Below are 26,633 nucleotides of genomic sequence, written 5' to 3' on the forward strand. Positions count from 1 at the left end.
ATCTCTTACAGAATGGAGGGATTAAACCGAGAATTATCTAAAAACTACAAAAACAATGGGGAGCCGAAGCTCCCCATGACAAACAAATCCAACCGTATCGACTATATCAGTGCAACCCTGCCACATATTTGGACAGAACATCGATATCCTGATCAGTCAGTTTCTTGGCAACATCACGCATCATGCCATTCGGATCATTGTCACGCGTCGCTGCACGGAAGCTGGTTAACTGAGCCTTGATATACGCAGGATGCTGGCCAGAAAGGCTTGGATACTTAGCCTGTTCGACCCCGGAACCTCGCGGCCCATGACACGCCGTGCAGGCTGGCAAACCACGACTCATATCGCCACCCATATACAGCGCCTTACCAGCAGCGATCACATCGTCAGGCACCGAGACAGGAGTCACCTTCTGGCTAGAAAAGTGCGCTGCCAGGTCATCCATGTCCTGTTCCGACAAAGGTAACGCCATCGGCCCCATCACTGGCGCAACCCGGCCAATTTGGCCAGAAGCGGCAGCCTTGAGTTCCACCAACTGCTTTTTGATATATGATGCGTGCTGACCAGCAATTTTGGGGTACATATCAATCAGGCTGTTTCCGTCCGGTCCATGACACGCCGCACAAACGGCAGCCTTGGTTTGTCCCGCAGCGGCATCGCCCTTAGCTTGTGCCATCCCCGTTACGCCAACCATCAGAGCAAGAGTAATGACTAGGTTCTTCATGGCGTTCCAACTTTTCGTTATTAGGCTTCCAGATCCCATGCCGCTGAAGGCATGTTAAAATAAACGCGTTTAAGCGACGCTATTTTACACCATTTTACAAAAAAGTAACTCTATAACCCTCTATCTCCATGGGGAATTTACGTTGGATACACAAACTCTGAATTTCAATAAGGTGCATTTTGTGACCAGCGCACCCGACATCCGTCACCTGCCAAATGATGGGGGTGTCGAGATCGCGTTCGCCGGCCGTTCCAACGCCGGTAAGTCATCTGCATTGAACACCTTAACTAAACACAAGAACCTGGCTCGCACCAGTAAAACACCCGGTCGCACCCAGCTGATCAACCTGTTTGAGCTGGAGCCAGGCAAACGTCTGGTCGACCTGCCGGGTTATGGTTATGCGCAAGTGCCGCTGGAAATGAAACTCAAGTGGCAAAAGTCACTGGCAGAGTACCTGCAGCGCCGTGAATCATTGAAAGGTCTGGTGATCCTGATGGATATTCGCCATCCGCTCAAAGATACCGATATGAACATGCTGGAGTGGAGTTCGCACCGCCAGTTGCCAGTCATGCTGCTGCTGACCAAAGCCGATAAACTGAGCCCTGGCCCGCGCAACAATCAGGTCATCAAGGTACGCCAGGCCGTAGCCAATCTGGGTTCTCAGATCCAGGTAGAAGCATTCTCCTCCCTCACCAATATCGGTGTGGAGAAGCTGGCACAAACCCTGACCGAATGGTACGTCAGTGGTGACGATACCGATCTGCTGGGCGCTGACGAACAGCAACCTGTCGAGGAGTAATCCACTCCTCGCTTTCCTTGCAATTGGCGGAGCACTCCTCCGCTGATTGAAAGGGTTTCAGATTTCTGCTTTCATCTCCATTGCCACCCACTTCCGATTACCAAAACCCACCCATCAATAAATTATTGGTTACAGTTCATGTAGATAGCCAATTAATTCTCCATGAGAATTAACTTTTCATGGCTCTGATAGCGTTTTCATTTTTGTCTTTCCAAGATCTGAAAAAATCACAAAAATCGACAGGAATGAAATTTAATTACGAAAACTGGCAGGAGGGGATAAAAATGAGGCCGGACGACAGTTCTGCCATCCAGCCTGAAAACAATAAGTTCAAAAAATTGGGAAGAAGCTGAATCTTGAGCACCAGACGACAGGTGTACCTCAAGAAACCCCCTCATTCTATCAAATGCATCGCCAAATTAAAGCATTTACTCTAAATCGCACACATAAAAAAACACCCCGACGAGAATCTCATCGGGGCCGCTATTCAGCCACATTCAATTACGTGAAATAAAAGGTCTGAAAGATAGAACATCTTACCTCTGTACCCTACGCAGACAACTGTACAGCAAAGCAGCAGAAAGTGAAAGTAATTTATGTAATTTAGTTTCACGATCAATGACTAAAGAAAAAATCTTTTATTTTCATAAAGATAAAAAAATCCCCAGTACAAGTACCGGGGAGTTATAAAGGTGACTAGCTAGCACTTCCTCAACTATCTAGTTAGTCAGCAGCATTTCCAAGTAGTTCCGCTACAAAACAAAAAAACTTTAAAAAATCAGAGATAGATAGCACCATCCTCGGCAAACGCTTGTTCTTCAATGAGTTTTTCAGCCAACTCTTCAATATCAAAACGTACGCTTTCGAAGGCTCTGACGATGTCATCCTCCCTCGTCAGCACCAGGCCGGTCATTCTCTCCAGTCGCCGTTGGCTGATGTAACAATCTATCAGCGCCCCCATTTGCTGGGCGGGAAAGCGAACCCGCTGTTCACCAGCCTGCCACTCCATCAGATCGGGAAACAGAATACCCTGATTCATATCACCCCCAAGTTACGCTTCAACTCTCTCAATACCTGTTTAGTCCCGGGACGAATTCCGCGCCACACGGTAAAGGCTTCAGCGGCCTGCTCCACCAGCATGCCGAGCCCATCCATGGTTTGACGGGCCCCCTGCTGCTTGGCCCAACCGATAAACGCCGTATCCGAGGCACCATACATCATGTCGTAGATGGCAATATCGGCGTGGATCAGGGCAGGCGCCAACGGCGGCAGCTCCCCTTGCAGGCTGGCAGAGGTGGAGTTGATGATGAGATCAAACCGCCCTGCCAGCTGCTCATAGGTCTGTGCGGTCACTGGCCCCAGATCGTGGAATTCGACAGCCAACTGCTGCGCTTTTGCATGTGTGCGATTGGCGATCACCAGCTCGCTCGGCAGTTCGGCCAGCAGCGGCGCCAATGCGCCACGAGCCGCCCCGCCTGCGCCCAGCAGCAAGATCCGGCTATCCGCCAGCGTCACACCGTGGGACTTGAGGTCGGCAACCAACCCGGCGCCATCGGTGTTGTCTCCCAGCAGCACGCCATCATCGGTCAGCTTGATGGTATTGACCGCGCCCGCCCGCTTGGCCCTCGGGCTCAATTGATCGACCAGGGTAAATGCCTGCTCCTTGAAGGGGACGGTGACATTGCACCCCTTACCCCCTTGGGCAAAAAAGGCTCGCAGGGTCTGGGCAAACGCGTCGACAGCGGGCTCAGCCAACCCATACTCCAGCTCTTGCTGGGTTTGTCTGGCAAACAGGGTGTGAATGAAGGGGGACTTGCTGTGGCGCACCGGGTGGCCAAAAACCAGATAACGATCCATCAAAGAGTTCCATCAGAGGGCAATATTCCGATTTAACGGGTTTTCGCACTCAGGAACAAGCCGAATATCGGCCAGCAAAAAGGGGCCATCATGGCCCCTCTGGTCACAGCCACTCTCGCGGCGTGAGGTAATCAGTATAGAGCAATGCTTCTGGGCTGCCCGCTTCCGGCTGCCAGTCATACTCCCAGCGGGCCAATGGTGGCATCGACATCAGGATCGACTCGGTACGTCCGCCGCTCTGCAACCCGAACAGGGTGCCCCGGTCATACACCAGATTGAACTCCACATAACGCCCGCGACGATAGAGCTGGAACTCCCGCTCTCGCTCGCCATAGAGCTGCGCCTTGCGTCGCTCGATGATCGGCAGGTAGGCATCGAGATAACCCCGACCTACCGCCTGCATAAAGGCGAAGCAGTCAGCAAAAGGCCAGCGATTCAGATCGTCGAAGAAGAGGCCGCCCACCCCCCGTGTCTCATTGCGGTGTTTGAGGAAGAAATAGCGATCACACCAGGATTTGAACTCGGGGTAGATCTCATCACCAAAGGGCTGGCAGAGATCACGGGAGACCTGATGCCAGTGCTGCACATCCTCGGCAAACGGGTAGAAGGGCGTCAAATCGAAGCCACCGCCAAACCACCAGATCGGCTCTTCGCCTTCCTTCTCGGCGATGAAGAAACGGACGTTGGCATGGCTGGTCGGCACATAGGGGTTGTGCGGATGGATCACCAGCGACACGCCCATGGCCTCAAACTTGCGACCGGCCAGTTCGGGCCGATGGGCCGTCGCAGAGGCAGGCATGGCATCGCCATAGACATGAGAGAAGTTGACCCCGCCCTGCTCGATCACTGCGCCGTGGCGCAACACGCGGGTGCGACCGCCGCCACCGCCTTCACGGCTCCAGGCATCTTCCACAAAGTGTCCACTACCGTCGGCCTGCTCCAGACCACGACAGATCTCGTCCTGCAACTGCAACAGGAAGGCCTTGACCTGGGCCACATCCGGTTTGCTCATCTTGTCTCCAGTCAGGCAGGGTCGTGAACGCCCTGTCCATTTTTATAGTTAAATCAATCTGGAGAGCTCACCGCTCAGCGGATTGATGGCAAATCATAGCGTATCCGCCCGCTCAGGAGGGGCGAATAATGGTGCCGGTACGGGCGTCCTTGATCTCGGATGGGTTGGCTTGACCACCCACTTCACCGGGCAGGATATAGGCCAGCTTGCTTGCCAGCCGCTCACCGATATCGGCCACCCGACGGGCAGGCTCCTCACCGGTCAGGTTGGCGCTGGTAGAGACCAGCGGCTTGCCAAAGGTGCGGCACAAAGCCTGCACCTGAGGATGGGCCGTCACGCGTACCGCCAGGGTCTCGAACTGCCCGGTCAGCCAGACTGGCGTCGTCGCGCGGGCAGGCATGATCCAGGTAAAGGGGCCGGGCCAGCTGTCTTCAACCCGAGCCAGTTGCTCACCACTAAGCTGACTCAGATCGATGTAATCCTGCAATTGCGCCATGTCGGCAGCAATCAGGATCAACCCCTTCTCCACCGGGCGCTGCTTGATGGCCAGCAGTCGCTGTACCGCAACTTCAGAGTCGGGATCACAACCCAGACCAAACACGGCCTCGGTCGCATAAGCAATCACCCCTTCCTGCTGGAGGGCAGCAACCGCTTGTTCAAATTCATTTGGCATAGGGAAATGCGGCAGCCACGCTGCCGCCTCGTCACGTGGAAGCAAGTTGAACCCGTATGGCGGCGATCATGGCGAAGCGACGTTTTTGCTGTAGCACAGGAAAAATACGACACTTCCGGATCGACACCCGTTCACTTACTTGAGTTGAGCCTGCAGGGCGGCATCCTTGGCCATCACCTCTTCGGCATTCTTCTGGCGTTCGGCCCGAACCTTGGCCGCCAGTTCATCATCGGCTACTGCCAGCATCTGGGCTGCCAGATAACCTGCATTCTTGGCACCAGCTTTGCCGATCGCCACGGTCGCCACCGGTACGCCACCCGGCATCTGCACGGTAGAGAGCAGTGCATCCAGCCCCTTGAGCGGGCCACCATCAATAGGCACCCCGATCACGGGACGAGTCGTGATGCCAGCTACGGCACCCGCTAGATGCGCCGCCAGACCGGCAGCACAGATAAAGACCTTGCAGCCACGGGCCTCGGCATCGGTCACATACTGATGGGTCGCAGCCGGCGTGCGGTGCGCGGAGGTGACTTTGACTTCCACAGCGATATCGAATGACTTGAGCACCTCAAGGGTGGTTTGCATCACGGGGAAATCAGAATCAGAGCCCATCAATACGGCAACAAAGGGTTTATTCATGGTGGGAATTTCCTTACTCCAAGTGGGGGGTTGAAGTTCGCCGAAAACGTTTCAATCGGGTTGCGGCGGCGGGATTATACCTGCTCACTTTGGTGGCCGCATTTCTTTTGCGGACAGACCCAACGCAGAGTTCCCCTCACTTTTTTCTCGACCATGATGCCCCAGCCACACTCGGGACAAGGCATGGGGATCGGCTTGTCGTTCACCACATATTTGCAATGGGGATAGCCATCACAGGAGTAAAACTGCTTGCCGTAGCGGGAGGTCCGGCTCACCAGATGACCCTTGCCGCACTCTGGGCAGAGGATCTGGGTATCGTCGCGCTCCTGCAGGGATTCGATGTGCTGGCAGGCCGGATACTGGGTACAGCCGACAAACAGACCGTAACGCCCCTTCTTGATCGCCAGCGGTTGTCCGCAATTGGGACAGGCAGAGCCTTCGAGCACCTTTTCGATGTCGCGACCGGATGGTGTCAGGGAGCGGATGTAATCACAGGCAGGATAGGCAGAACAGCCGAGAAAGGGGCCATGTTTGCCCTGGCGGATCACCAGCTCGGCCCCGCACTGCGGGCACGGCTCGCGCTCGAAGGCATGTTCGTGGGCTGAAAAGAGGTGATGATCGATTTTTGACATGGGCCGCGCCTTGAAATCCAGATGGTCTGAATTCTACCAGCGCGGCACCGGACTGTCAGTGAATGACGCCGTCTGACTCATCAAACACCAGCTCTTCCATCTGCTGGTAGGCATTTTCACTGCCCGGTACGTTAAACAGCACCATCATGACGACCCACTTCAGGTCATCCAGCTCGATATCCGGCTTGTCCAGCTCGAGCAGGCGCTCGATACAGATCTCGCGGGTTTCGGCGTTCAGCACCTGGGCCTGTTCCAGAAAGAGCAGGAAGCCGCGGCACTCGGTGCTGAGACGAGCCAGCTCTTGTGGGGCATAGATACGCATCGAGCCTTGCGCGCTGGCGGAGACATAGATCTCCCGCTCGCTATCGTGCAGATTGGCCAGCCGCTCCAGCCAGTCGAGTGCCTTGTCGATTTCGGCTTTATCGAAACCGGCCCGGCTCAACTCGTCGGTGAGCTCATCCTGCTCGACCATCACATCTGCATCGCTGTGGATGTAGGTCTCGAAAAGGTACATCAATACATCAAACATGATTCGCCCTCCTCGCTCTGACGTATCCACCGGCTACCGCCATCACTGCACCGGCCAGCTCCAGCTCTACCAACCTGCCCAATACCACTTCGACAGGAAGCTGGGTCCGCTCGGCAACGGTATCCACGCTCGTGGTCTCATAATCTACGTTATCCAACAAATCGGCATAAGGCAATTCGCTATTATGCGGTTGCTCAGATGGTGTGACCGACGGATGTGGCCGTGCGACCCACTCTGGCAGCTCTTCCACTATATCGGCCGCACTCAGCACAAGTTTGGCCCCCTGCTGAATTAATCTGTTGCACCCTATCGCCTGGGCATTTTGCGGGGCGCCAGGAACCGCGAACACTTCACGCCCCTGCTCCAGCGCATAGCGGGCGGTGATCAGCGAACCGCTCTGCTCGGTCGCCTCCACCACCAGAGTTCCCAGCGACAGACCACTGATAATACGGTTGCGACGAGGAAAATGTTCAGCCAGTGGCCCTTTATCCGGCGCCAACTCGGAGATGAGTAAACCACCCTTTTCCAGAATCTGGCCTGCCAGCCCCTGATGGCGCTTGGGATAGAGGCTGTCGAGACCTGATCCCAATACAGCAAGAGTTATGCCGCCACAAGCCAGAGCCTGCTGATGGCAGATACCATCGATACCAAGCGCTAGCCCAGAGGTAATGGCCAGTCCACATTCAACCAACTCACCACAGAGGCGGGACGCATTGTCTTTGCCTGCGTAGGTGGGATGGCGCGTCCCCACCATCGCCAGCTGGGGTAGCGACAGCGCTGCAAGATCGCCTCGGCAATAAAGCAGCAAGGGCGCGGCGGGGATTTCCCGCAACAAGGGGGGGTAAACAGGGTGATCTTGCGGAATAAGGACGTTGTCAGGCAAAGCGGCCCAAGACAGGCTCTGCTCAACAGTTGGCGAGGGCCAGCGCAGCTGCTTGATCTGCTCTGACGACAACCCCATGGCATGCAGTTGTGTTTCATCGCACAAAAACAACGCAGCAATCTCACCGCCAACCCGAGCCAACAGACGGGCTGCGGTCACCGGACCGATACCGGTGACCGCATCGAGAGTTAGCCAGAGCGCCAGACGCGCGTCGGGGTAGCTCACGTCAGAAGTGGGTGACCTGATAACCCGAACTCACCATATCCTTGCTCTGCATGATGAGACCATAACTCAGTTTGTCATACACCTTGAACAACATGACGCGGGCAATCGCTTCGGAAGGCAGCGGAGGCTTGTTATTGCTGCTGTAAAACACCTTGTTATAAACCGACGAGAGCTCCTTGTACTGCACGGAACCATTCTTGGTCACCAGCGCTGCGCCGGGCCGCCGCACATCCAGCACATCCCCCGCAGAGAGTTGATCCCGGGCTCCCTTGTTAATCAACACCACATCAAACTTGCCACCACCACGCGCCTTGCTCGGCAAATCGATGATATAGCCGGGTGTAATCGCGGGAGCAGCCTTGGGCATGAATACGGCAGGCATGCTCTCCTGGTCTGGCAATGCCATCACCTTGTCACCCTGCAAGACTTCACGCTGGTTGTGAGTCAAAGTGACTTCGGTGCGATCATCATCGAGGCGGGCAACCGCACGCACAATGCCAGCCAATACGGCTTCTTGGCCAAGCATCTCACCGGTATCACGATCCTTGTAGATTGCACCGGGGTGGTAAACGCCGTACATCTGACCGGGTGTCAATGCCCCCTGTACATAGAGGGTATCCCCCTCCAGCATGCCGATATGTTTCTCGTCGGAGCCCAACAGGTAGGGCAGGGTTTTCTGCTGCTGGCTATCGGCCAGAATATGGTCAGTTTGCAAAAAGGGGCCGATCTCGCTGATAGGCAGCGTCGGGATAGGATTGGCTTTGTTCTCGTAACGGGTTTTCGGGCTTAGGCGAATAACCTGCTTGCCCCCCTGCATCGCCTTGCCAAGGCGGGGTTCGCCATTGACCCAGCTCAGTTGCAGCACGTCGCCCGGGTAGATCCAGTGCGGGTTGGCAATCTGCGGATTGATATTCCAGAGGCGGGGCCAGAGCCAGGGTTCAGCCAGATACTTGCCCGAGATATCCCACAGCGTGTCGCCTTTTTGCACCACATAGCTCTCGGGATAACCCGTTTTCAGCTTCAGCTGATCGGCAAGCGCTGCCTGGCTCACGGTTGCCAGCAGGCAGGCGAGGATGGTTTGCTTCAGATACATAACACTCCCTGTTACTTCTGCGCGCAAAGTGTTGCTGTTTTTTATCGGCGTAAATGACTAGAATTACGCCAATATTGACTGCATTTATACGAAACTAAAGAAAAAACTATGGCCATTCTAGATGTATTGCGTTTTCCCGATGAACGCCTGCGTACCATCGCAGCCCCTGTCGAGACCTTTACACCCGAGTTACAACAAATTGTAGATGATATGTTCGAAACCATGTACGCGGAGGAAGGCATTGGCCTGGCCGCGACTCAGGTCGACATTCATCAGCGCATCATAGTGATCGATGTCTCTGAAAACCGTGAAGATCCTCTGGTATTGATTAACCCGGAAATCCTCGAGCAAAGTGGTAGCACCGGCATCGAAGAGGGTTGCCTCTCCGTTCCCGAGCACCGCGCACTGGTGCCGCGAGCCGAACAGCTCAAGGTTCGGGCGCTGGATCGTAATGGCAAGCCATTCGAGTTGGAAGCGGATGATCTGCTCGCTATCTGCATCCAGCATGAGATGGATCATCTGGTGGGCAAGCTGTTTGTGGATTACTTGTCTCCGCTCAAGCGCCAGCGTATTCGCCAGAAGCTGGAGAAAATGGCCCGTGAAGATCGCAAAGCCCTCTGAGGATCTGCCCCATTGAATAAGCTGAAACTGATTTTTGCCGGTACTCCCGACTTCGCCGCCCGTCACCTGGCGGCGTTGTTGTCTTCCGACCACGAGGTCGTCGCCGTTTATACCCAGCCGGACAAGCCCGCCGGTCGCGGCCAGAAGCTCACCGCCAGCCCTGTCAAAGAGCTGGCGCTGGCCCATAATCTGCCGGTCTATCAACCGGCTAGCCTGCGCAAAGAAGAGGCGCAAGCAGAACTGGCCGCCCTTGGCGCCGACCTGATGGTGGTGGTCGCCTATGGCCTGATCCTGCCCAAGGTGGTGCTCGATACCCCGCGTCTGGGTTGTATCAATGTTCATGGTTCCCTGCTGCCGCGCTGGCGCGGTGCCGCGCCGATCCAGCGATCCATCTGGGCGGGCGATGCCGAGACTGGCGTCACCATCATGCAGATGGATGTGGGGCTGGATACCGGCGCCATGATCCGCAAGGTGAGCTGCCCCATCGCCACCGACGAAACCTCAGCCAGCCTCTATGACAAGTTGGCCGAGCTGGGCCCGCAGGCACTGGTCGACACCATCAATGCCATGGCCGCCGGTGAAACCGCTGCCGAGGCGCAAGATGATGCGCTGGCCAACTACGCCGAGAAGCTCTCCAAGGAAGAGGCCCGCATCGACTGGTCGATGGAGGCCGTTGCTATCGAACGCTGTATCCGCTCGTTCAACCCCTGGCCCATCAGCTGGTTTGAAGTGGCAGGCCAGACGATCAAGGTGTGGCAAGCCGCAGTGGTGGACAGTGACCACGGCCAACCCGCCGGCACCCTGCTCAAGGCCGACAAGCAGGGGATCGATATCGCCACCGGCAAAGGGGTACTGCGCCTGCTGACCCTGCAACCGCCGGGCAAAAAGGCGATGTCCGTTTCGGATCTGCTCAACTCTCGCCGCGACTGGTTTGAACCCGGCACGCAATTGAATTGAACTGGATTGAATTGACACAAGCGGGGCCCAGGCCCCGACTTGCGCATCTAAGGTAACTCTATGAAAACACGTGCACAGGCCGCTCTCGTTATTCAACAGGTGCTGGATCAGGGTCAATCCCTCTCCGCTGTTCTGCCTGCTGCCCAGGAGAAGGTTGCGCCACGCGATCGCGCTCTCCTGCAAGAACTCTGCTACGGCACCCTGCGCTGGCTGCCCCGCCTCGATGCGGCAGTCAACGAGATGATGGACAAGCCGCTCAAGAACAAGAGCCGCATCTTCCACTACCTGATTCTGGTCGGTCTCTATCAGCTCATCTACACCCGCATTCCGGCTCACGCCGCGGTGGCCGAGACCGTCAACGCCGTCAAACTGCTCAAGGGTACCTCCCTGCGTGGCCTCATCAACGGCGTACTGCGCAACTTCCAGCGCAGCGCCGAAGTCATTCTGCTGCGCATTGACCGCGTTCCCAGCATTCGCCTCGGTCACCCCGAGTGGCTCACCAAGCGCCTGCGTCAGGCCTATCCGGATGAGTGGGAATTCATCATGGAGGCGAACAACCAGCGCCCCCCCATGTGGATCCGCAACAACAGCCAGCGCCAGAGCCGCGATGCCATGCTGGCTCGCATGGCCGAAGTCGGCATCAATGCGGTGGCTGGTGAAGAAGGCGAAGATTGCATCCTGCTGGAGCGTCCTTGCGATGTGACCAAGTTGCCCGGCTTCGAGGTCGGTGACTGCTCGGTACAGGATGGCGCAGCACAACAGGCTGCCGCCCTGCTCGACCCGCAACCGGGCGAGTGGGTGCTGGATGCCTGCGCAGCCCCCGGCGGCAAGACCGCTCACCTGCTGGAGCGTCAGCCCAAGCTGGCTGGCGTGGTCGCCGTCGATGCCGACGAGAACCGCCTCAAGCGAGTGCAGGAGAACCTGAACCGCATCGGCCTGACCGCCAAGGTTATCCACGGTGATGCCGCGGCACCGGAACAGTGGTGGCCAGAGGGTCAGTTCGACCGCATCCTGCTGGATGCCCCCTGCTCCGCCACTGGCGTGATCCGCCGCCATCCCGACATCAAGTGGCTGCGCCGTGATCAGGACATTCGCGAGCTGGCCGAACTGCAGCGCCGCATTCTCAATGCCCTCTGGGGCAAGCTGAAGAGCGGCGGCACCCTGCTTTACGCCACCTGCTCCGTCCTGCCGGAAGAGAACCGCGAACAGATCCGCGCCTTCCTTGCCGCGACCAAAAATGCCAAATTGGTACCATTGCACGAACAGGACACGCCGGACTGCCCGGGTCGCCAGTTCCTGCCGGGTGAAGCCGAGATGGATGGCTTCTACTACGCCAAGCTGGTCAAGCTGTGACTCTGACAAGCTTCTCCCGGGGCAATCGCCATGCTGGCGGCATGCCCCTTTACTGCCTCAACGTGAGTAGACGTTCCCTATGAAAATCATCATTTTGGGAGCCGGCCAGGTCGGCGGCACTCTGGCCGAGAACCTGGCCGGAGAGAACAACGACATCACCATCGTCGACACCGACAGCGAGCGCTTGCGCGAACTGCAGGACAAGTTTGACCTGCGGGTGGTCAACGGCCATGGCGCTCACCCCAAGGTACTGCGCGAAGCGGGGGCGCAGGATGCCGACATGCTGGTTGCCGTCACCAACAGTGACGAGACCAATATGATCGCCTGTCAGGTGGCCTACTCCCTGTTCAACACTCCGAACAAGGTGGCGCGGATCCGCTCGCCAGCCTATCTGACCGAGCGGGATCGTCTGTTCCTGCCGGAATCGGTGCCGGTGGATCACCTGATCGCACCGGAGCAGCTGGTGACCGACTATGTGCGTCGCTTGATCGAGTATCCGGGTGCCCTGCAAGTGGTTGATTTCGCAGGTGGCCGCGTCGGGCTGGTGGCGGTCAAGGCCTACTACGGCGGCCCGCTGGTCGGCAATGCGCTCTCCACCCTGCGCGAGCACATGCCCAATATCGAAACCCGGGTGGCAGCCATCTTCCGCCAGGGTCGCCCGATCCGCCCGCAAGGGACCACCATCATCGAAGCGGATGACGAAGTCTTCTTCGTAGCGGCGGCAGGTCATATCCGCGCCGTGATGTCGGAGCTGCAGCGCCTCGAGAGCCCCTACCGCCGCATCATGATCGTCGGTGGCGGCAATATCGGCGCCGGCCTCGCCCGCCAGCTGGAGAAGCGCTACAGCGTCAAGCTGATCGAGCGCAACCAGAAGCGGGCGGAGCAGCTCTCCGAACTGCTGGAAAACACCATCGTCTTCTGCGGCGATGCGGCGGATCAGGAGCTGCTGGCCGAGGAGCACATCGACCAGATCGACGTCTTTATCGCCGTGACCAACGAGGATGAGGCCAACATCATGTCGGCCCTGCTCGCCAAGAAGATGGGCGCCAAGAAGACTCTGGTGCTGATCCAGCGCGGTGCCTATGTGGATCTGGTGCAGGGTGGTTCCATCGATATCGCCATCTCGCCGCAGCAGGCCACCATCTCGGCCCTGCTGACCCACGTGCGCCGGGCCGACATCGCCAACGTCTACAGCCTGCGCCGCGGCGCTGCAGAGGCGATCGAGGCGATCGCTCACGGCGACGAGAACACCTCCAAGGTGGTCGGCAAGACGGTGGGTGAGCTCAAGCTGCCACCCGGTACCACCATTGGTGCTGTTGTCCGTGGTGATGAGGTACTGATCGCTCACGATCGCACCAAGATCCAGCAGGATGACCACGTAGTCATGTTCCTGGTGGACAAGAAGTACATCCCGGAAGTGGAGCGGCTGTTCCAGCCCAGCCCCTTCTTCCTGTAACGTCTTCATGCGCACAGGCTGTCAAACCAGACCCGGTTCAACTCCCCAAAGGGGACGGTCCGGGTCTTTTTTTAATCAACGACCAGGTTATCGGACATGATCAAGCTGCGTCCCATTATCTTCACCCTCGGGCTGGTGCTCTCCAAGCTGGCACTCTTCATGTGGTTGCCAACCCTGCTGGCCCTGCTGACCGGCTCAGAAGGGTTCGTCGAGTTTCTCAAGTCGGTGCTGATCACTCACGGTGCGGCCCTGCTCTGCCTCCACTACGGACGCAAGGCGGAGTTCCATCTGGGGGTACGGGAGATGTTCCTGCTCACCACCTCGGTCTGGGTGGTGGCCTGTATCTTCGGCGCCCTGCCCTTTGTCTTCATCACCCACATCAACTTCACCGACGCCTATTTCGAGACCATGTCCGGGGTGACCACCACGGGCTCTACCGTACTCTCCGGCCTCGACAACATGGCCCACAGCATCCTGTTGTGGCGCTCCATCCTGCAGTGGCTGGGCGGGGTTGGCTTTATCGTGATGGCGGTGGCGGTGCTGCCCTACCTCAACGTCGGCGGCATGAAGCTGTTCCAGACCGAGAGCTCTGACTGGTCAGATAAAAGTGCACCGCGGGCCAAGACGGTGGCCAACAACATAGTGCTGGTCTATCTGGTGCTCTCCATGCTCTGCTTCATGGCCTACTGGGCCAGTGGCATGAACATGTTCGAGGCGATCAACCATTCGATGACCACCCTCAGTACCGGCGGCTACTCCACCTCCGATCAATCCATGTCCCACTTCTCCAACTCGGCGCACTGGATTGGCACCCTGTTCATGTTCCTCGGCGGCCTGCCCTTCCTGCTCTATGTGCAGAGCCTCAACCACCGGGACTACAGCCTGTTCAAGGATGCCCAGGTACGCGGTTTCTTCTGGCTGGTGGTGTGGGTCACCGCCATCATGACCTTCTACCTGTGGCAACGGGATGTGTTCGGCTTTTGGGATGCCCTGCGCATCAGCTGCTTCAATATCGTCTCGGTGCTCACTACCACAGGCTTCGGGCTGGGTGACTTCGGCACCTGGGGACCGCTCGCCAGCATCACCTTCATCGTGCTGCTGGCGCTTGGTGCCTGCTCCGGCTCTACCGCTGGCGGGCTCAAGATTTTCCGGGTACAGGTGGCCTTTGCTCTGTTCAGAAAGCAGATGCGCCAACTGATGCACCCCTCTGCCGTCTTCCCCCAGAAGTACAACGGCCGCACGGTCAATGACGCCATCATCCGCTCGATGATCTCCTTCGTGCTGGCCTACTTCGCTATCATTCTGGTGATCGCGGCACTGCTGGCCGCCATCGGGCTCGACCCTCTCACTTCCATCTCCAGCTCCATCACCGCGGTTGCCAACGTCGGTCCGGGCATGGGGCCGGTGGTGGGCCCCAGCACCAACTTCGCCAGCCTGCCCGACTCGGCCAAGTGGCTGTTGTCATTTGGCATGCTGCTGGGACGGCTGGAGATCCTGACCGTCGCCGTGCTGTTCTTCCCCTCGTTCTGGCGCCAGTAACGCGCAAGTAGCGACGCCCTCCACCGGTTGATAACAACCGGTGGAGGGCGTCGCTCTTTATATCCCCGGATCGGGCACAGCACTGTAACGGCTTGGCATGAGCCGCAGAGTGCGTCAGGCAGCCCAATTCGCTCACATAAGTTAAAGTTGGGCCATTAAGGCAAAATCCATAAATTAAATTTATAGCGATGGATTTGGCTTACCCATAAGACCCCGCCCCTGCCAGCAGGCCCGGTAAGACCATCTTCCGAACTGCAGAGCACTGCCTTCTGACCTCCTGGCGTCTGGCCATAGCAAGCCAGATACAGCACCAAAACGAACGCCCATTGATAGCCTGTCACGCTCAGCAGCAGCGTTTATCCGCAAAGCAAGGTGCAACCGATCCGCCCTGCCCGGCGCAAATAAAAAAGGCCCAAACCGGAGGTTTGGGCCTTTCTATCAGCGAATCGTCAGCAACCGGGAGGGTTGCCGAGACTCAGCTCATGGGATTAACCACGACCAGAGCGCTTACGATCCATCTCGGTCAGCAATTTCTTGCGGATACGGATGTTCTTCGGAGTGACTTCTACCAGTTCGTCGTTGTCGATGAACTCGAGAGCCTGTTCCAGAGTCATGCGGATCGGCGGAGTCAGCACTTGAGCTTCGTCGGTACCGGAGGCACGCATGTTGGTCAGCTGTTTGCCCTTCAGGCAGTTAACAGTCAGGTCGTTGGAACGGGAGTGAATACCGATCACCTGGCCTTCGTACACTTCGGTCGCGTGACCGATGAACAGACGACCGCGGTCTTGCAGACCGAACAGGGCGTAGGTCAGGGCCTTACCGGTTGCGTTGGAGATCAGCACGCCGTTCTGACGCTCGCCGATGCTGCCACCCTTGTGCGGACCGTAATGGTCGAAGGTGTGGTAGAGCAGACCGGTACCGGAGGTCATGGTCATGAACTCGGTCTGGAAGCCGATCAGGCCACGGCTCGGGATCATGAAGTCAAGACGGACACGACCCTTGCCATCCGGCGTCATGTTGGTCATTTCGCCTTTACGCAGACCCAGTTGCTCCATCACGGAACCCTGGTGCGCTTCTTCAACGTCCACAGTCACGGTTTCGAACGGTTCTTGCAGAACGCCGTCAACGGTACGCAGGATTACTTCCGGACGGGATACAGCCAGTTCGTAACCTTCGCGACGCATGTTTTCGATCAGGATGGAGAGGTGCAGCTCACCACGACCGGATACACGGAACTTGTCCGGATCATCAGTCTCTTCCACGCGCAGGGCCACGTTGTGGACCAGCTCCTGATTCAGACGCTCCAGAATGTTACGGGAGGTCACGAACTTGCCTTCTTTACCGGCGAACGGTGAGGTGTTGACCTGGAAGGTCATGTTCACAGTCGGCTCGTCAACGGAGAGCGGCGGCAGGGCTTCAACAGCACCGTTGTCACAGATGGTGTCGGAGATTTTCAGCTCGCCCAGACCGGTGATAGCGATGATGTCACCCGCTTGCGCGTCGGCAACTTCAGTACGGGACAGACCCAGGTAACCCAGCACTTGGCCAACTTTACCATTACGGGTTTTGCCATCAGCACCAACGATGGTGACCTGCTGGTTGGTCTTGACGCGACCACGAGTGATACGGCCGATACCGATAACACCTACGTAGGAGTTGTAGTCCAGCTGGGAGATCTGCATCTGGAAACCACCGTCGGCATCAGCCTTCGGCGCTTCAACGTTGTCAACGATAGCCTGGAACAGCGGCTCCATGTTCTCGGACTCGACGTCCTGATCCATAGAGGCCCAACCGTTCAGTGCAGAGGCGTAAACAACTTTGAAATCCAGCTGTTCGTCGGTGGCACCCAGGTTGTCAAACAGGTCGAATACCTGATCCATTACCCAGTCAGGACGAGCACCCGGACGGTCAACCTTGTTGATGACCACGATCGGCTTCAGACCCTGGGCGAATGCTTTCTGGGTCACAAAACGGGTTTGCGGCATCGGGCCGTCTACGGCGTCAACCAGCAGCAGCACGGAGTCAACCATGGACAGTACGCGCTCAACTTCACCACCGAAGTCGGCGTGACCCGGGGTATCAACGATGTTGATGCGGTAGTCATTCCAGCGGATCGCAGTGTTCTTGGCGAGAATGGTGATGCCACGTTCCCGTTCCAGATCATTGGAGTCCATGATCCGTTCCTGGCCTTCCGTGGAGCGGTCCAGGGTGCCGGACTGCTGCAGCAGCTTATCAACCAGAGTCGTTTTGCCGTGGTCAACGTGCGCAATAATCGCAATATTGCGTAAATTCTCTAACATTCTCGCCTCAATCACCGGGTAAAATTGGGCGCTAATTGTACTCTTGCCTTTGTGATCTGCCTAGCAGAATTGCAGTACATTCGCGCTTAACAACAGATCTGGATCATAGACCTCTCCGACAAACCCTGCTTAGATGGGCGGTGACCGTATTTCGCGCACCATTACAGTGCACCAAAACGATCCAGCATCGCACTAAATTGATGCAACGCGAGTCGAGATCGCCTGATTGTGGGGAGCCGCTTCAGCGGGATTGCCCTGAAATCAAGCTGTCACAAACTTGGCACGATACTGGCTTATGTGAATACGATGACGCATTCACCCAGAGAGTTTTAACACCGGAGGTTACTTAGCATGTCAGCCCAGAACGTTTTGGCCCTGATCCAGGAACACGAAGTCAAGTTTGTTGATCTGCGCTTTACCGACACCAAGGGTAAAGAGCAGCATGTATCCATCCCTGCTCACCAGGTTGATGAAGATTTCTTCGAAGACGGCAAGATGTTCGATGGTTCCTCCATCGGCGGCTGGAAAGGCATCAACGAATCCGACATGGTACTGATGCCGGACGCAGCCTCCGCCAAGCTGGACCCGTTCACCGAAGAGACCACTCTGAACATCGTTTGTGACGTGCTGGAACCTGCCACCATGCAGGGTTACGACCGCGATCCGCGCTCCATCGCCAAGCGTGCAGAAGATTTCCTGAAGTCCAGCGGCATCGCTGACACCGTGCTGTTCGGGCCGGAGCCGGAATTCTTCATGTTCGACAACATCACTTTCTCCAACACCATGGGCCACAGCTTCGTGAAAATCGAATCTGAAGAAGCCGCATGGAACTCCGGCACTGCCTATGAGCATGGCAACAAGGGTCACCGTCCGTTCGTGAAAGGCGGTTACTTCCCGGTTGCGCCGGTTGACTCCTCCCAGGACATCCGTGCCGCCATGTGTCTGGTGCTGGAAGAGATGGGCCAGGTTGTTGAAGCTCACCACCACGAAGTGGCCACTGCCGGTCAGAACGAGATCGCTACCCGCTTCAATACCCTGACCCTGAAGGCTGACGAAGTACAAGTGCTGAAGTACGTGATCCACAACGTGGCCCACGCCTACAACAAGACCGTCACCTTCATGCCGAAACCCATGTTTGGTGACAACGGCTCCGGCATGCACTGCCACCAGTCTCTGGCCAAGAACGGCGTCAACCTGTTCGCTGGCGACCTGTATGGCGGCCTGTCCGAGATGGCTCTGCACTACATCGGCGGTATCATCAAGCACGCCAAGGCCATCAACGCCTTCGCCAACCCGACTACCAACTCCTACAAGCGTCTGGTTCCGGGTTATGAAGCACCGGTCATGCTGGCCTACTCTGCCCGCAACCGCTCTGCCTCCATCCGTATCCCGGTGGTACCAAGCCCGAAAGCTCGTCGTATCGAAGTACGTTTCCCGGATCCGGCAGCCAACCCGTACCTGGCCTTCGCTGCTCAGCTGATGGCCGGTCTGGACGGTATCATCAACAAGATCCATCCGGGCGATGCCATGGACAAGAACTTGTATGACCTGCCGCCGGAAGAAGCCGCAGAAGTGCCGACCGTAGCCGGTTCTCTGGACGAAGCCCTGGCCGCTCTGGATAGCGATCGCGAGTTCCTGACCCGTGGCGGCGTGTTCAGCGATGACTTCATCAACTCCTATCTGGAACTGAAACAGCAGGATGTTGACCGTGTGCGCATGACCCCGCACCCGCTGGAGTTTGAACTGTACTACTCCGTCTAAGTCGGAACAGACTGCCCGTTTAAATCCGGTCAGCTTGCTTAATCGTGACAAAACCCGCCATCTGGCGGGTTTTTTCTCTGATAGGATTAAGCAATATACCGTCAAGGAGAGATGGATGAACAACAAGCATGGCATAGGGGTGCTCACCCTCCTGTTGCTGACCTCATTCGGGGCAGATGCGGCCAAGGTCTACTCCTGGGTCGATGGCAATGGCGTCACCCACTACACGGATGCACCGCCACCAGGCACCAAAGCCAAGGTAGTCGACCTGCGAGTTGCCCCCCTTATCGGCGGCTCACCCAGCTCGGTACAGGTAGACAACTTCAACAGCCTGACCGGCGCCGATGCCAGCAAGAAGAAAGAAGCGGCCAAACTGGTGATCGAACTGCTCTCGCCAGAACAAGGCAGCACCCTGCGCGACAACACCGGCAACATCGTCTTTCAGGGCCAGATAAGTCCGAAGCCACCGACTCAGTATGATGTACGCCTGACTCTGGATGGCAAGGCTGCCCCCATCGTCAGCAACAGCCTCTCAATCCGGATCGAAAATGTCGATCGCGGCGCCCACGAAGCCCAGCTCGAACTGCTCACCAAAGACGGTACGATCCTTGCTAAATCCACTCCAGTCACCTTTTACCTGCATAGAGCGAGCGTGGATCCGGCTCCCAAACCCACCCCCAAAGCCGATCAGGGGTGATAAAGCGCACCGATGCGGGTAAACTCAATGCACCATATCGGTGCATTGCAGGTGCACAGCACCGTTTTAGGGAGAAACCTGTGCCAACCCGCTCGGACAACGCCAAAACACTGTTGGATAACTTGCTGACCGCCGTGATCCTGATGGATGAGCGGCTCTGCATCCAGTTCGTCAATCCCGCAGCCGAACAGCTGCTCTCCCTTAGTGAACGGCGGCTGATTGGCATCGAACTGCCCCATCTGCTGGAACATATCTCCCTCGACCTGCAACGGCTGAAACATTGCCTCATTTCAGGGCAGGGCTTTACCGACAGCGAAGTGACCCTGGTGGTAGAGGGAGAACCGCGGTTGGTGGAGCTGAGCGCCACCCCGATGGCCGACCACGAACAGCGTCTGCTGGTCGTGGAGCTGCGCAAGATCGACCAGCAGAAGAAGATCAGCCAGGAGCAGCAGCAACATGCCCAGCAGCTGGCAGCCAAGGAGCTGGTACGTGGGCTGGCCCACGAAATCAAGAATCCCCTCGGTGGCCTGCGCGGCGCAGCCCAGCTGCTGCAAAAGGAGCTGCCGGATCCGGCCCTGCGCGAATACACCGGCATCATCATCGAACAGGCTGACCGACTGCGGGTTCTGGTCGATCGACTGCTCGGCCCCCAACGCCCCGGCCGCCACCAGATGCACAATGTCCATTCGGTGCTGGAGCAGGTTCGCCGACTGGTGGAGCTGGAGCTGCCTTCCTCGGTCCGCATCGAGCGGGATTATGACCCCAGCATCCCCGAATTCGAAATGGAGCCGGATCAGCTGCAGCAGGCGTTTCTCAACATAGTGGGCAACGCCGCCGAAGCGCTTGGCAATCAGACTGGCCTTATCCGCATCAAGACCCGCACCGCATTCCAGATCACCATCCACGGCCAGCGCTACCGGCTGGCGGCGGAGATCAAGATCATCGACAACGGCCCCGGCATTCCCGATGCCATCCGCGACACCCTGTTCTATCCGATGATCACTGGCAAGGAGGGGGGCACCGGGCTTGGCCTCTCCATCGCCCAGAACCTGATCGACCAGCACAAGGGCAAGATCGACTGCATCAGCTGGCCGGGCCACACCGAATTCACCATTTTTCTACCGCTTCGCAAGTAAGGGAACCCCATGACCGCCAAAGTGTGGATCGTCGATGACGACAGCTCTATCCGCTGGGTGCTGGAGCGCACCCTCGGCAGCGAAGGCTTCAACTGCGAAAGCTTTGCCGATGGCGAAGCGCTGCTGCACGCTCTTGAGATGCGCTCGCCCGATGTGATCCTCTCCGATATCCGGATGCCCGGCATCGATGGCCTGAGCCTGCTGGAGCAGATCCACCGCCGTCAGGCCGATCTGCCCATCATCATCATGACCGCCCACTCGGACCTCGACAGCGCGGTCAACGCCTACCAGCGCGGCGCCTTCGAGTACCTGCCCAAGCCGTTCGACATCGATGAAGCGGTGACCCTGGTGCGCCGCGCCGAGAACCACCTCAAGGAGCAGCGCACCAAACGCAAGTCTCGCCAGCAAGAAGCCACCGCCACTCCCGAGATCATCGGCGAGGCCCCGGCGATGCAGGAGGTGTTCCGCGCCATCGGTCGCCTGTCGCGCTCCAGCATCTCGGTGCTGATCAACGGCCAGAGCGGTACCGGCAAGGAGCTGGTTGCCCATGCGCTGCACAAGCACAGCCCGCGCGCCCACAAGAACTTCATCGCCCTCAACATGGCGGCCATTCCGAAAGATCTCATCGAATCTGAGCTGTTCGGTCACGAGAAGGGAGCCTTTACCGGCGCCAACAACATCCGTCACGGCCGCTTCGAGCAGGCAGATGGCGGCACTCTGTTTCTCGACGAGATCGGCGATATGCCGCTGGATGTGCAGACCCGGCTGCTGCGGGTCTTGGCCGATGGCCAGTTCTACCGGGTCGGTGGCCACCAGCCGGTGCAGGTGGATGTGCGGATCATCGCCGCCACCCACCAGAATCTGGAGAAACGGGTCGCCGACGGCGAGTTTCGCGAGGATCTATTCCACCGCCTCAACGTCATCCGCATTCACATTCCTGCCCTCAGGGAGCGGCGCGAGGATATCCCCCAGCTGGCTCGCCACTTCCTGCTGCGTGCCGCCAAGGAGCTGAACGTCGAGGCCAAGAGCCTGCACCCTGACACCCAGGCCTATATCAGCCGCCTGCCCTGGCCGGGTAACGTGCGCCAGCTGGAGAACGTCTGCCGCTGGCTCACCGTGATGGCCTCCGGGCAGGAGGTGCTGGTGAGCGATCTGCCTCCCGAGCTGCTTACCCCCATCACCCACAACGCCGAGCCGGGTCAACCAGCGTTGCCCGGCTGCTGGCAGCAGCAGTTGCAGGAGTGGGTGGCCAGCAAGCTGGCGCTGGGAGAGACAGACATCCTGGCCGATGCCATGCCCCAGTTTGAGCGGATCATGCTGGAGACGGCGCTGGAACATACCCATGGCCACAAACAGGAGGCGGCCCGCCTGCTCGGTTGGGGTCGCAACACCCTGACCCGCAAGCTGAAAGAACTCGATATCTCATGAGTCCCAGGGAAAACGATTCCCATCACGCCTTGATAAATCACTGACCAATAAGACCCCGTTTACCTGTGAACGGGGTATCTTTTTTGAAAGCCCCGCCTAGAATGGCAGGCTTTCAAAACTGACTCGACGAGGGCGCCCCCATGATTGACAGATCTCTCCCCCTGACCGACCTGCACCGCCATCTGGACGGCAACATCCGCCCACAAACCATCCTCGAGCTGGGCCGCCAACACAATATCCAGCTGCCAGCCTTCGAGCTGGAGGCGCTGCGCCCCCACGTGCAGATCGTCGAGAACGAGCCGAGTCTGGTCGCCTTCCTGAAGAAGCTGGACTGGGGTGTAGCTGTGCTGGCCGATTACGACGCCTGCCGCCGGGTCGCTTACGAAAACGTGGAAGATCTGCTGCGTGCAGGTATCGACTATGCCGAGCTGCGCTTCAGCCCGGCCTACATGGCGATGGCCCACAAGCTGCACCCGCAGGGCGTGGTGGAAGCTATCATCGATGGCGTGACTGCGGGCAGCCGTGACTTCGGCATCAAGGCCAACCTGATCGGCATCATGAGCCGTACCTTCGGCACCGAGCAGTGCAATCAGGAGCTGGCCGCCTGTCTGGCCCACCGCGACAAGCTGGTCGCCATCGATCTGGCCGGTGACGAGCTGGGCTTCCCGGGCGAACTCTTTGTCGACCACTTCCGCAAGGTGCGCGATGCAGGCATGCGCGTCACCGTACACGCCGGTGAAGCCGCCGGCCCCGAAAGCATGTGGCAGGCCATTCGCGAGCTGGGTGCCGAACGTATTGGCCACGGCGTCAAGGCAATTGCTGATCCGGCCCTGATGGCTTATCTGGCCGAGCACCGCATCGGCATCGAATCCTGCCTCACCTCCAACGTCCAGACCACCACGGTAGCGAGCCTGACCGACCACCCGATCCGCCAGTTCCTGGCTGCCGGGGTACTGGCCTGCCTCAACACCGACGATCCTGCGGTGGAAGGTATCGACCTGCCCCACGAATATGAAGTGGCCGCCCCGGCCGCAGGCATGACCGCGAGCGAAATCCGCACCGCCCAGCAGAACGGCCTGACCCTGGCCTTCCTGAGCGATAGCGAGAAAGCCGAGCTGAGCGCCCGCGCTGCCAACCGCTGATTAACACCGGCAGTACAAATAAAAACGGCCCACTTCGGTGGGCCGTTTTTATTTGTGGCGGAGATCCCGCAACTTCAAGCCTGCGGTTCGATTAACAGATTTCATATCGTATACATGAAAATATTCCTGCCGATTACAGCATTATGGGGAGATGGTCATGTTGAAAAGTCTGGATCTATTTGGCAAGGCGCTGAAAGAGCACTATCAGAACAGAGGTGATGAAACCTTGCAGATCAATATCAGCGGGCAAGAACCATATTGTCTCCCACTCGCTATCTTTTTTCGACCAGCCGACTACTACCAGCTTGATCGCCGGGCTTTATCTTTGTGCAGGGGAAAGACGCTGGATATAGGAGCTGGAACGGGTGAACACTCGCTCTTTTTACAACAGCAGCTTTTTGATGTGACCGCCCTCGATATCTCACCCTTGGCCTGTGAGGTGATGCAAGCCAGAGGCGTCAGCAGAGTCATCAATGCCGATATCTTTTCGGCCAGTTTTGACACCCCGTTTGATACCTGGTTGCTACTCGGTCGCAGTATCGGAGCCGTGGGCAACATTGAAATGTTGGGTAAATTTTTCGAACTTGCTCGCCAATATATTTCGCCAAACGGTCAAATCATTTTGAACTCAACGAACGGGAGTTCTAACCAGACCGTTATACGAGAGCTCTCTTTTACCTATAAAGGAGAGACCGAGGCGCCCATCAATTGGCTGGATATCGCTCAGGATCAGCTGAGCAGGGAGGCGGCTAAATATGGCTTTTCTACTGAAATAATCGATATAGAAACTGATGGTAATTATCTGGCGGTGTTAAAGAAATAACCATGCTTATCGTTCTCTTCTTAAAAACAGAGCCCAAATCGGCAAAAGGCCCAAACCGGGTTTGGGCCTTTTGCAGACAAGCAGGATCAGGCTAACTACTCCCGCTCCTTGTCGCGCTCCAGCGCTCGCTCCACCAGCGGCTCGGGCAGGCTCTTGGTCACTTCCACCCCCAGCTCGCGGAAACGCTCGACCTGCGCAATCAGGTTGCCACGGCCGTTGACCAGCCGCCCCATCGCCTTGTCGTAACTCTCCTGCGCCTTGTGCAGGCTGCCGCCCATCTGCTGCATCTCCTCGACAAACAGCCGCAGCTTCTCGTAGAGGCGGCCAGCCCGCTCGGCAATTTGGCGGGCATTCTGGTTCTGCCGCTCGTAGCGCCACAGGTTCTCGATAGTGCGCAGCGCCACCATCAGATTGGTAGGACTCACCAGCAGGATGTTGTTGTCGAGGCCATAACGCACCAGCGAGGGATCGGCCTCCATCGCGGTGAGGAAGGCGGGCTCCACCGCCACAAACATCAACACATAGTCGAGAGTGCGCACCCCCGGCAGCTGCTGGTAATCCTTGCGGCCCAGTTCGCGGATATGGTTGCGCACCGAGGCGACGTGCTCCTTGAGCGCCACCGCCTTCTCCAGCTCATCCCCGGCGTTGTACCAGCGCTCGTAGGCAGTCAGCGACACCTTGGCGTCGATGATGATGTCCTTGTCCTGCGGCAGGTGGACGATCACGTCGGGCTGGTAGCGCTTGCCCTTCTCCACCTCGATATTGACCTGGGTGTGGTACTCGTGACCCTCGCGCAGACCGCACTCACTGAGGATCCGCGCCAGCACCACCTCACCCCAGTTGCCCTGCTGCTTGCTGTCGCCCTTGAGGGCGCGGGTCAGGGCCGCCGCCTCTTCGGTCATGCGGGCGTTGAGCTCGGCGAGGCGCTCCAGTTCGAACTTGAGGCTGTGACGCTGGGCTGTCTCCTGAGCGTGGGTCTCCCCCACCTGACGGCGAAAACCCTCCAGCTGCTCTTTGAGCGGACTCAGCAGCAGATCGAGACTGTTCTGGTTCAATTCACGGAAGTTACCGGAGTTTTGCTCGAAGATCCGGTTGGCGAGATTTTCAAACTGCTGGCTGAGGCGCTGCTCCGCCTCCTGCTGCAGTTGCAGCTTCTCGGCGGCGGCCAGCCGCTCGCTGCGCAAGGTTGCTTCGGCATCCTTGAGGCGAGCGGTCAGCTTGATGAGCAAGGTTTGTTGCTGATCCAGCTTCTGCTGGCCCTGTACCCGCTCGTCATGAAGTGCGTCAAAGCGCTCCTGCAATGCTTGATGGCGCTCCTGTGCCAACAGCAACTCCTGCGCCTGCGCCGTGGTGGCCCGCCGCCCGATCAACCAGCCGATCCCGAGCGCCAGCAGGGCAGCTGGCAGCAGGATTCCCCAGAGCCCCGGCTCGATCATCTACGACCCCGTTGACGCAAGAAGAGTTCGAGATAGCGGTTTATCAGCAACCAGATCACCACGTAAATGAGGTAAGCAGCCAGCACCACCCACTTGTGGGTGTTAACGCCGGTATCGAGCTCGGCGAACTCGATACCCTTGATGCGGCAGTAAGCCCACATCAGCAGGGGAAAGATGTAGAGCAGGGAAGCACGCCAGAGAAATAGCCACATATGTTTTCATTCAACCACACAAAAAGACTCGCCTAGCTTACACAAGGGCAACTGCGCTTGCGATCCTGGCGGCAGCTATTCTCTGGCCTGCTTCCCGAAACTTCGATAAAATTAACCCCTAATAGGTATCAGGGGCGAGCATGACTCACTATTTCCTCCGTTGGCTGACACAAGGTTGGCAAGCTTCCCGCAAGCCCACCGTGGTCTGCCATGAAGCGCGCCCGCCATGGGCCATCGAGGAGTCCCAATACCTCTCTCTCTGCACCCGCTGTGGCGAGTGCTTCAAAGCCTGCCCACGCGGCCTGCTCAAACCGGCTACTCAGGAAGAGTACCAGGGGAGCCCCATCGCAGGCACACCGGTACTGGATCTCGCCTGCGGTCAGTGCAGCTATTGCGGCAGCTGCGCCAGAGCCTGTCCCACCGGCGCCCTCGACCTGCAACTGGGCCGTCAGGTGCAAACCCGGGTTCAGATCGAGGAGAGCTGTCAGGCACGGCAGGGGTTCTACTGTCTGCTCTGTGAAGATGCCTGCCCCCAACAGGCGATCAAGGCCAGCACCGATGGCATCAACGTCAACATGGATGCCTGCAATGGCTGCGGTGCCTGTGGCCTCGCCTGTCTGCACGGCGCCATTACCCTGATCCGTCAACCCGGCAATCGCTGAAAAGCAAAAGGGGCCCTCAGGCCCCTTTCACATCTTGTTCGTTA

26 protein-coding genes are annotated in these 26,633 nt (G+C 57.9%); 13 read left to right on the plus strand and 13 right to left on the minus strand.

Annotated elements, in window-relative coordinates; translation table 11 throughout:
* Positions 1-106 precede the first annotated feature (106 nt).
* Positions 107-724, minus strand: a complete 618-nt coding sequence (locus ACE1BR_RS18100) for a c-type cytochrome (protein ID WP_374872722.1) — start codon at positions 722-724, stop codon at positions 107-109.
* Positions 725-866: 142 nt separating this feature from the next.
* On the opposite strand from ACE1BR_RS18100, the gene yihA reads away from it, so the two are divergent.
* Positions 867-1,523: a ribosome biogenesis GTP-binding protein YihA/YsxC gene (yihA, locus tag ACE1BR_RS18105; protein ID WP_374872724.1), complete on the plus strand. Its 657-nt coding sequence runs from the start codon at positions 867-869 to the stop codon at positions 1,521-1,523.
* Between the two features lie 778 nt (positions 1,524-2,301).
* On the opposite strand, the gene ACE1BR_RS18110 is transcribed toward yihA, so the two are convergent.
* The 9 genes from ACE1BR_RS18110 to ACE1BR_RS18150 form a co-directional block, all read right to left on the minus strand.
* Entirely contained in the window at positions 2,302-2,562 is a 261-nt protein-coding gene (locus ACE1BR_RS18110) for a DUF1488 domain-containing protein (protein WP_374872726.1), read from the minus strand.
* A complete protein-coding gene (aroE, locus tag ACE1BR_RS18115) occupies positions 2,559-3,380 on the minus strand; it encodes a shikimate dehydrogenase (protein WP_374872728.1) in 822 nt (273 codons plus the stop codon). The genes ACE1BR_RS18110 and aroE overlap by 4 nt, the downstream gene beginning before the upstream one ends.
* Positions 3,381-3,483: 103 nt before the next feature.
* Positions 3,484-4,392, minus strand: coding sequence for an oxygen-dependent coproporphyrinogen oxidase (hemF, locus tag ACE1BR_RS18120; protein ID WP_374872731.1), 909 nt, complete (start codon positions 4,390-4,392; stop codon positions 3,484-3,486).
* Between the two features lie 112 nt (positions 4,393-4,504).
* A complete protein-coding gene (locus tag ACE1BR_RS18125) occupies positions 4,505-5,065 on the minus strand; it encodes a Sua5/YciO/YrdC/YwlC family protein (RefSeq protein ID WP_374872733.1) in 561 nt (186 codons plus the stop codon).
* Positions 5,066-5,200: 135 nt separating this feature from the next.
* Complete coding sequence (purE, locus tag ACE1BR_RS18130) at positions 5,201-5,704, minus strand: 5-(carboxyamino)imidazole ribonucleotide mutase (protein WP_005339704.1); 504 nt, start codon at positions 5,702-5,704, stop codon at positions 5,201-5,203.
* Positions 5,705-5,778: 74 nt separating this feature from the next.
* Complete coding sequence (locus ACE1BR_RS18135; protein ID WP_374872735.1) at positions 5,779-6,336, minus strand: topoisomerase DNA-binding C4 zinc finger domain-containing protein; 558 nt, start codon at positions 6,334-6,336, stop codon at positions 5,779-5,781.
* A gap of 55 nt (positions 6,337-6,391) precedes the next feature.
* On the minus strand, positions 6,392-6,865 hold the full coding sequence (locus ACE1BR_RS18140; protein ID WP_374872737.1) for a DUF494 family protein: 474 nt from the start codon (positions 6,863-6,865) through the stop codon (positions 6,392-6,394).
* Entirely contained in the window at positions 6,858-7,973 is a 1,116-nt protein-coding gene (dprA, locus tag ACE1BR_RS18145; protein ID WP_374872739.1) for a DNA-processing protein DprA, read from the minus strand. The genes ACE1BR_RS18140 and dprA overlap by 8 nt, the downstream gene beginning before the upstream one ends.
* Position 7,974: 1 nt before the next feature.
* Positions 7,975-9,066: a LysM peptidoglycan-binding domain-containing protein gene (locus ACE1BR_RS18150; RefSeq protein WP_374872742.1), complete on the minus strand. Its 1,092-nt coding sequence runs from the start codon at positions 9,064-9,066 to the stop codon at positions 7,975-7,977.
* Between the two features lie 108 nt (positions 9,067-9,174).
* On the opposite strand from ACE1BR_RS18150, the gene def reads away from it, so the two are divergent.
* The 5 genes from def (at position 9,175) to ACE1BR_RS18175 (ending at position 14,992) form a co-directional block, all read left to right on the plus strand.
* Positions 9,175-9,687, plus strand: a complete 513-nt coding sequence (def, locus tag ACE1BR_RS18155; RefSeq protein WP_374872745.1) for a peptide deformylase — start codon at positions 9,175-9,177, stop codon at positions 9,685-9,687.
* Positions 9,688-9,699: 12 nt separating this feature from the next.
* Positions 9,700-10,644, plus strand: coding sequence for a methionyl-tRNA formyltransferase (gene fmt / locus ACE1BR_RS18160; protein WP_374872747.1), 945 nt, complete (start codon positions 9,700-9,702; stop codon positions 10,642-10,644).
* 60 nt (positions 10,645-10,704) lie between these two features.
* Positions 10,705-11,997 (plus strand): 16S rRNA (cytosine(967)-C(5))-methyltransferase RsmB, encoded by a 1,293-nt coding sequence (gene rsmB, locus ACE1BR_RS18165; RefSeq protein ID WP_374872749.1) that lies wholly within the window; start codon positions 10,705-10,707, stop codon positions 11,995-11,997.
* A gap of 79 nt (positions 11,998-12,076) precedes the next feature.
* Positions 12,077-13,453 (plus strand): Trk system potassium transporter TrkA, encoded by a 1,377-nt coding sequence (gene trkA / locus ACE1BR_RS18170; RefSeq protein WP_374872751.1) that lies wholly within the window; start codon positions 12,077-12,079, stop codon positions 13,451-13,453.
* Positions 13,454-13,549: 96 nt separating this feature from the next.
* Positions 13,550-14,992: a TrkH family potassium uptake protein gene (locus ACE1BR_RS18175; RefSeq protein WP_374872753.1), complete on the plus strand. Its 1,443-nt coding sequence runs from the start codon at positions 13,550-13,552 to the stop codon at positions 14,990-14,992.
* A 488-nt stretch (positions 14,993-15,480) separates the two neighbouring features.
* On the opposite strand, the gene typA is transcribed toward ACE1BR_RS18175, so the two are convergent.
* Positions 15,481-17,292 (minus strand): translational GTPase TypA, encoded by a 1,812-nt coding sequence (typA, locus tag ACE1BR_RS18180; protein WP_374872755.1) that lies wholly within the window; start codon positions 17,290-17,292, stop codon positions 15,481-15,483.
* A gap of 351 nt (positions 17,293-17,643) precedes the next feature.
* Here typA and glnA point away from each other — a divergent pair, with 351 nt between their 5' ends.
* The 6 genes from glnA to ACE1BR_RS18210 all read left to right on the plus strand — a co-directional run bounded on the left by glnA (position 17,644) and on the right by ACE1BR_RS18210 (position 24,279).
* Positions 17,644-19,053 (plus strand): glutamate--ammonia ligase, encoded by a 1,410-nt coding sequence (gene glnA, locus ACE1BR_RS18185; protein WP_042062421.1) that lies wholly within the window; start codon positions 17,644-17,646, stop codon positions 19,051-19,053.
* Between the two features lie 115 nt (positions 19,054-19,168).
* Positions 19,169-19,750 carry a DUF4124 domain-containing protein gene (locus ACE1BR_RS18190; protein ID WP_374872757.1) on the plus strand — a complete coding sequence of 194 codons (582 nt, stop codon included), beginning with the start codon at positions 19,169-19,171 and terminating at the stop codon, positions 19,748-19,750.
* Between the two features lie 80 nt (positions 19,751-19,830).
* Positions 19,831-20,886, plus strand: coding sequence for a nitrogen regulation protein NR(II) (gene glnL / locus ACE1BR_RS18195; RefSeq protein ID WP_374872759.1), 1,056 nt, complete (start codon positions 19,831-19,833; stop codon positions 20,884-20,886).
* A 9-nt stretch (positions 20,887-20,895) separates the two neighbouring features.
* Positions 20,896-22,314: a nitrogen regulation protein NR(I) gene (gene glnG, locus ACE1BR_RS18200; protein WP_374872762.1), complete on the plus strand. Its 1,419-nt coding sequence runs from the start codon at positions 20,896-20,898 to the stop codon at positions 22,312-22,314.
* A gap of 140 nt (positions 22,315-22,454) precedes the next feature.
* Complete coding sequence (add, locus tag ACE1BR_RS18205; RefSeq protein ID WP_374872764.1) at positions 22,455-23,456, plus strand: adenosine deaminase; 1,002 nt, start codon at positions 22,455-22,457, stop codon at positions 23,454-23,456.
* Positions 23,457-23,613: 157 nt separating this feature from the next.
* Positions 23,614-24,279 (plus strand): class I SAM-dependent methyltransferase, encoded by a 666-nt coding sequence (locus ACE1BR_RS18210; protein WP_374872766.1) that lies wholly within the window; start codon positions 23,614-23,616, stop codon positions 24,277-24,279.
* A gap of 95 nt (positions 24,280-24,374) precedes the next feature.
* On the opposite strand, the gene rmuC is transcribed toward ACE1BR_RS18210, so the two are convergent.
* Both rmuC and ACE1BR_RS18220 read right to left on the minus strand, forming a co-directional pair.
* Positions 24,375-25,715: a DNA recombination protein RmuC gene (gene rmuC / locus ACE1BR_RS18215; protein WP_374872768.1), complete on the minus strand. Its 1,341-nt coding sequence runs from the start codon at positions 25,713-25,715 to the stop codon at positions 24,375-24,377.
* Positions 25,712-25,927 (minus strand): hypothetical protein, encoded by a 216-nt coding sequence (locus ACE1BR_RS18220; RefSeq protein ID WP_374872770.1) that lies wholly within the window; start codon positions 25,925-25,927, stop codon positions 25,712-25,714. The genes rmuC and ACE1BR_RS18220 overlap by 4 nt, the downstream gene beginning before the upstream one ends.
* 140 nt (positions 25,928-26,067) lie before the next feature.
* Here ACE1BR_RS18220 and ACE1BR_RS18225 point away from each other — a divergent pair, with 140 nt between their 5' ends.
* Positions 26,068-26,589 (plus strand): ferredoxin-type protein NapF, encoded by a 522-nt coding sequence (locus ACE1BR_RS18225; RefSeq protein WP_374872772.1) that lies wholly within the window; start codon positions 26,068-26,070, stop codon positions 26,587-26,589.
* The last annotated feature ends 44 nt before the right edge of the window (positions 26,590-26,633 follow it).

The sequence above is a fragment of the Aeromonas sp. MdU4 genome (genome assembly GCF_041929505.1).
GTDB lineage: Bacteria > Pseudomonadota > Gammaproteobacteria > Enterobacterales > Aeromonadaceae > Aeromonas.

Coding starts and splice junctions, on each gene's coding strand:
- trkA (WP_374872751.1), top strand. CDS start 12,077: ATGAAAATCATCATTTTGGGAGCCGGCCAGGTCGGCGGCACTCTGGCC.
- purE (WP_005339704.1), bottom strand. CDS start 5,704: ATGAATAAACCCTTTGTTGCCGTATTGATGGGCTCTGATTCTGATTTC.
- ACE1BR_RS18125 (WP_374872733.1), bottom strand. CDS start 5,065: ATGCCAAATGAATTTGAACAAGCGGTTGCTGCCCTCCAGCAGGAAGGG.
- hemF (WP_374872731.1), bottom strand. CDS start 4,392: ATGAGCAAACCGGATGTGGCCCAGGTCAAGGCCTTCCTGTTGCAGTTG.
- glnA (WP_042062421.1), top strand. CDS start 17,644: ATGTCAGCCCAGAACGTTTTGGCCCTGATCCAGGAACACGAAGTCAAG.
- ACE1BR_RS18135 (WP_374872735.1), bottom strand. CDS start 6,336: ATGTCAAAAATCGATCATCACCTCTTTTCAGCCCACGAACATGCCTTC.
- add (WP_374872764.1), top strand. CDS start 22,455: ATGATTGACAGATCTCTCCCCCTGACCGACCTGCACCGCCATCTGGAC.
- rsmB (WP_374872749.1), top strand. CDS start 10,705: ATGAAAACACGTGCACAGGCCGCTCTCGTTATTCAACAGGTGCTGGAT.
- rmuC (WP_374872768.1), bottom strand. CDS start 25,715: ATGATCGAGCCGGGGCTCTGGGGAATCCTGCTGCCAGCTGCCCTGCTG.
- glnG (WP_374872762.1), top strand. CDS start 20,896: ATGACCGCCAAAGTGTGGATCGTCGATGACGACAGCTCTATCCGCTGG.
- def (WP_374872745.1), top strand. CDS start 9,175: ATGGCCATTCTAGATGTATTGCGTTTTCCCGATGAACGCCTGCGTACC.
- ACE1BR_RS18150 (WP_374872742.1), bottom strand. CDS start 9,066: ATGTATCTGAAGCAAACCATCCTCGCCTGCCTGCTGGCAACCGTGAGC.
- ACE1BR_RS18110 (WP_374872726.1), bottom strand. CDS start 2,562: ATGAATCAGGGTATTCTGTTTCCCGATCTGATGGAGTGGCAGGCTGGT.
- ACE1BR_RS18100 (WP_374872722.1), bottom strand. CDS start 724: ATGAAGAACCTAGTCATTACTCTTGCTCTGATGGTTGGCGTAACGGGG.
- typA (WP_374872755.1), bottom strand. CDS start 17,292: ATGTTAGAGAATTTACGCAATATTGCGATTATTGCGCACGTTGACCAC.
- ACE1BR_RS18220 (WP_374872770.1), bottom strand. CDS start 25,927: ATGTGGCTATTTCTCTGGCGTGCTTCCCTGCTCTACATCTTTCCCCTG.
- ACE1BR_RS18175 (WP_374872753.1), top strand. CDS start 13,550: ATGATCAAGCTGCGTCCCATTATCTTCACCCTCGGGCTGGTGCTCTCC.
- ACE1BR_RS18190 (WP_374872757.1), top strand. CDS start 19,169: ATGAACAACAAGCATGGCATAGGGGTGCTCACCCTCCTGTTGCTGACC.
- ACE1BR_RS18140 (WP_374872737.1), bottom strand. CDS start 6,865: ATGTTTGATGTATTGATGTACCTTTTCGAGACCTACATCCACAGCGAT.
- ACE1BR_RS18210 (WP_374872766.1), top strand. CDS start 23,614: ATGTTGAAAAGTCTGGATCTATTTGGCAAGGCGCTGAAAGAGCACTAT.
- aroE (WP_374872728.1), bottom strand. CDS start 3,380: ATGGATCGTTATCTGGTTTTTGGCCACCCGGTGCGCCACAGCAAGTCC.
- ACE1BR_RS18225 (WP_374872772.1), top strand. CDS start 26,068: ATGACTCACTATTTCCTCCGTTGGCTGACACAAGGTTGGCAAGCTTCC.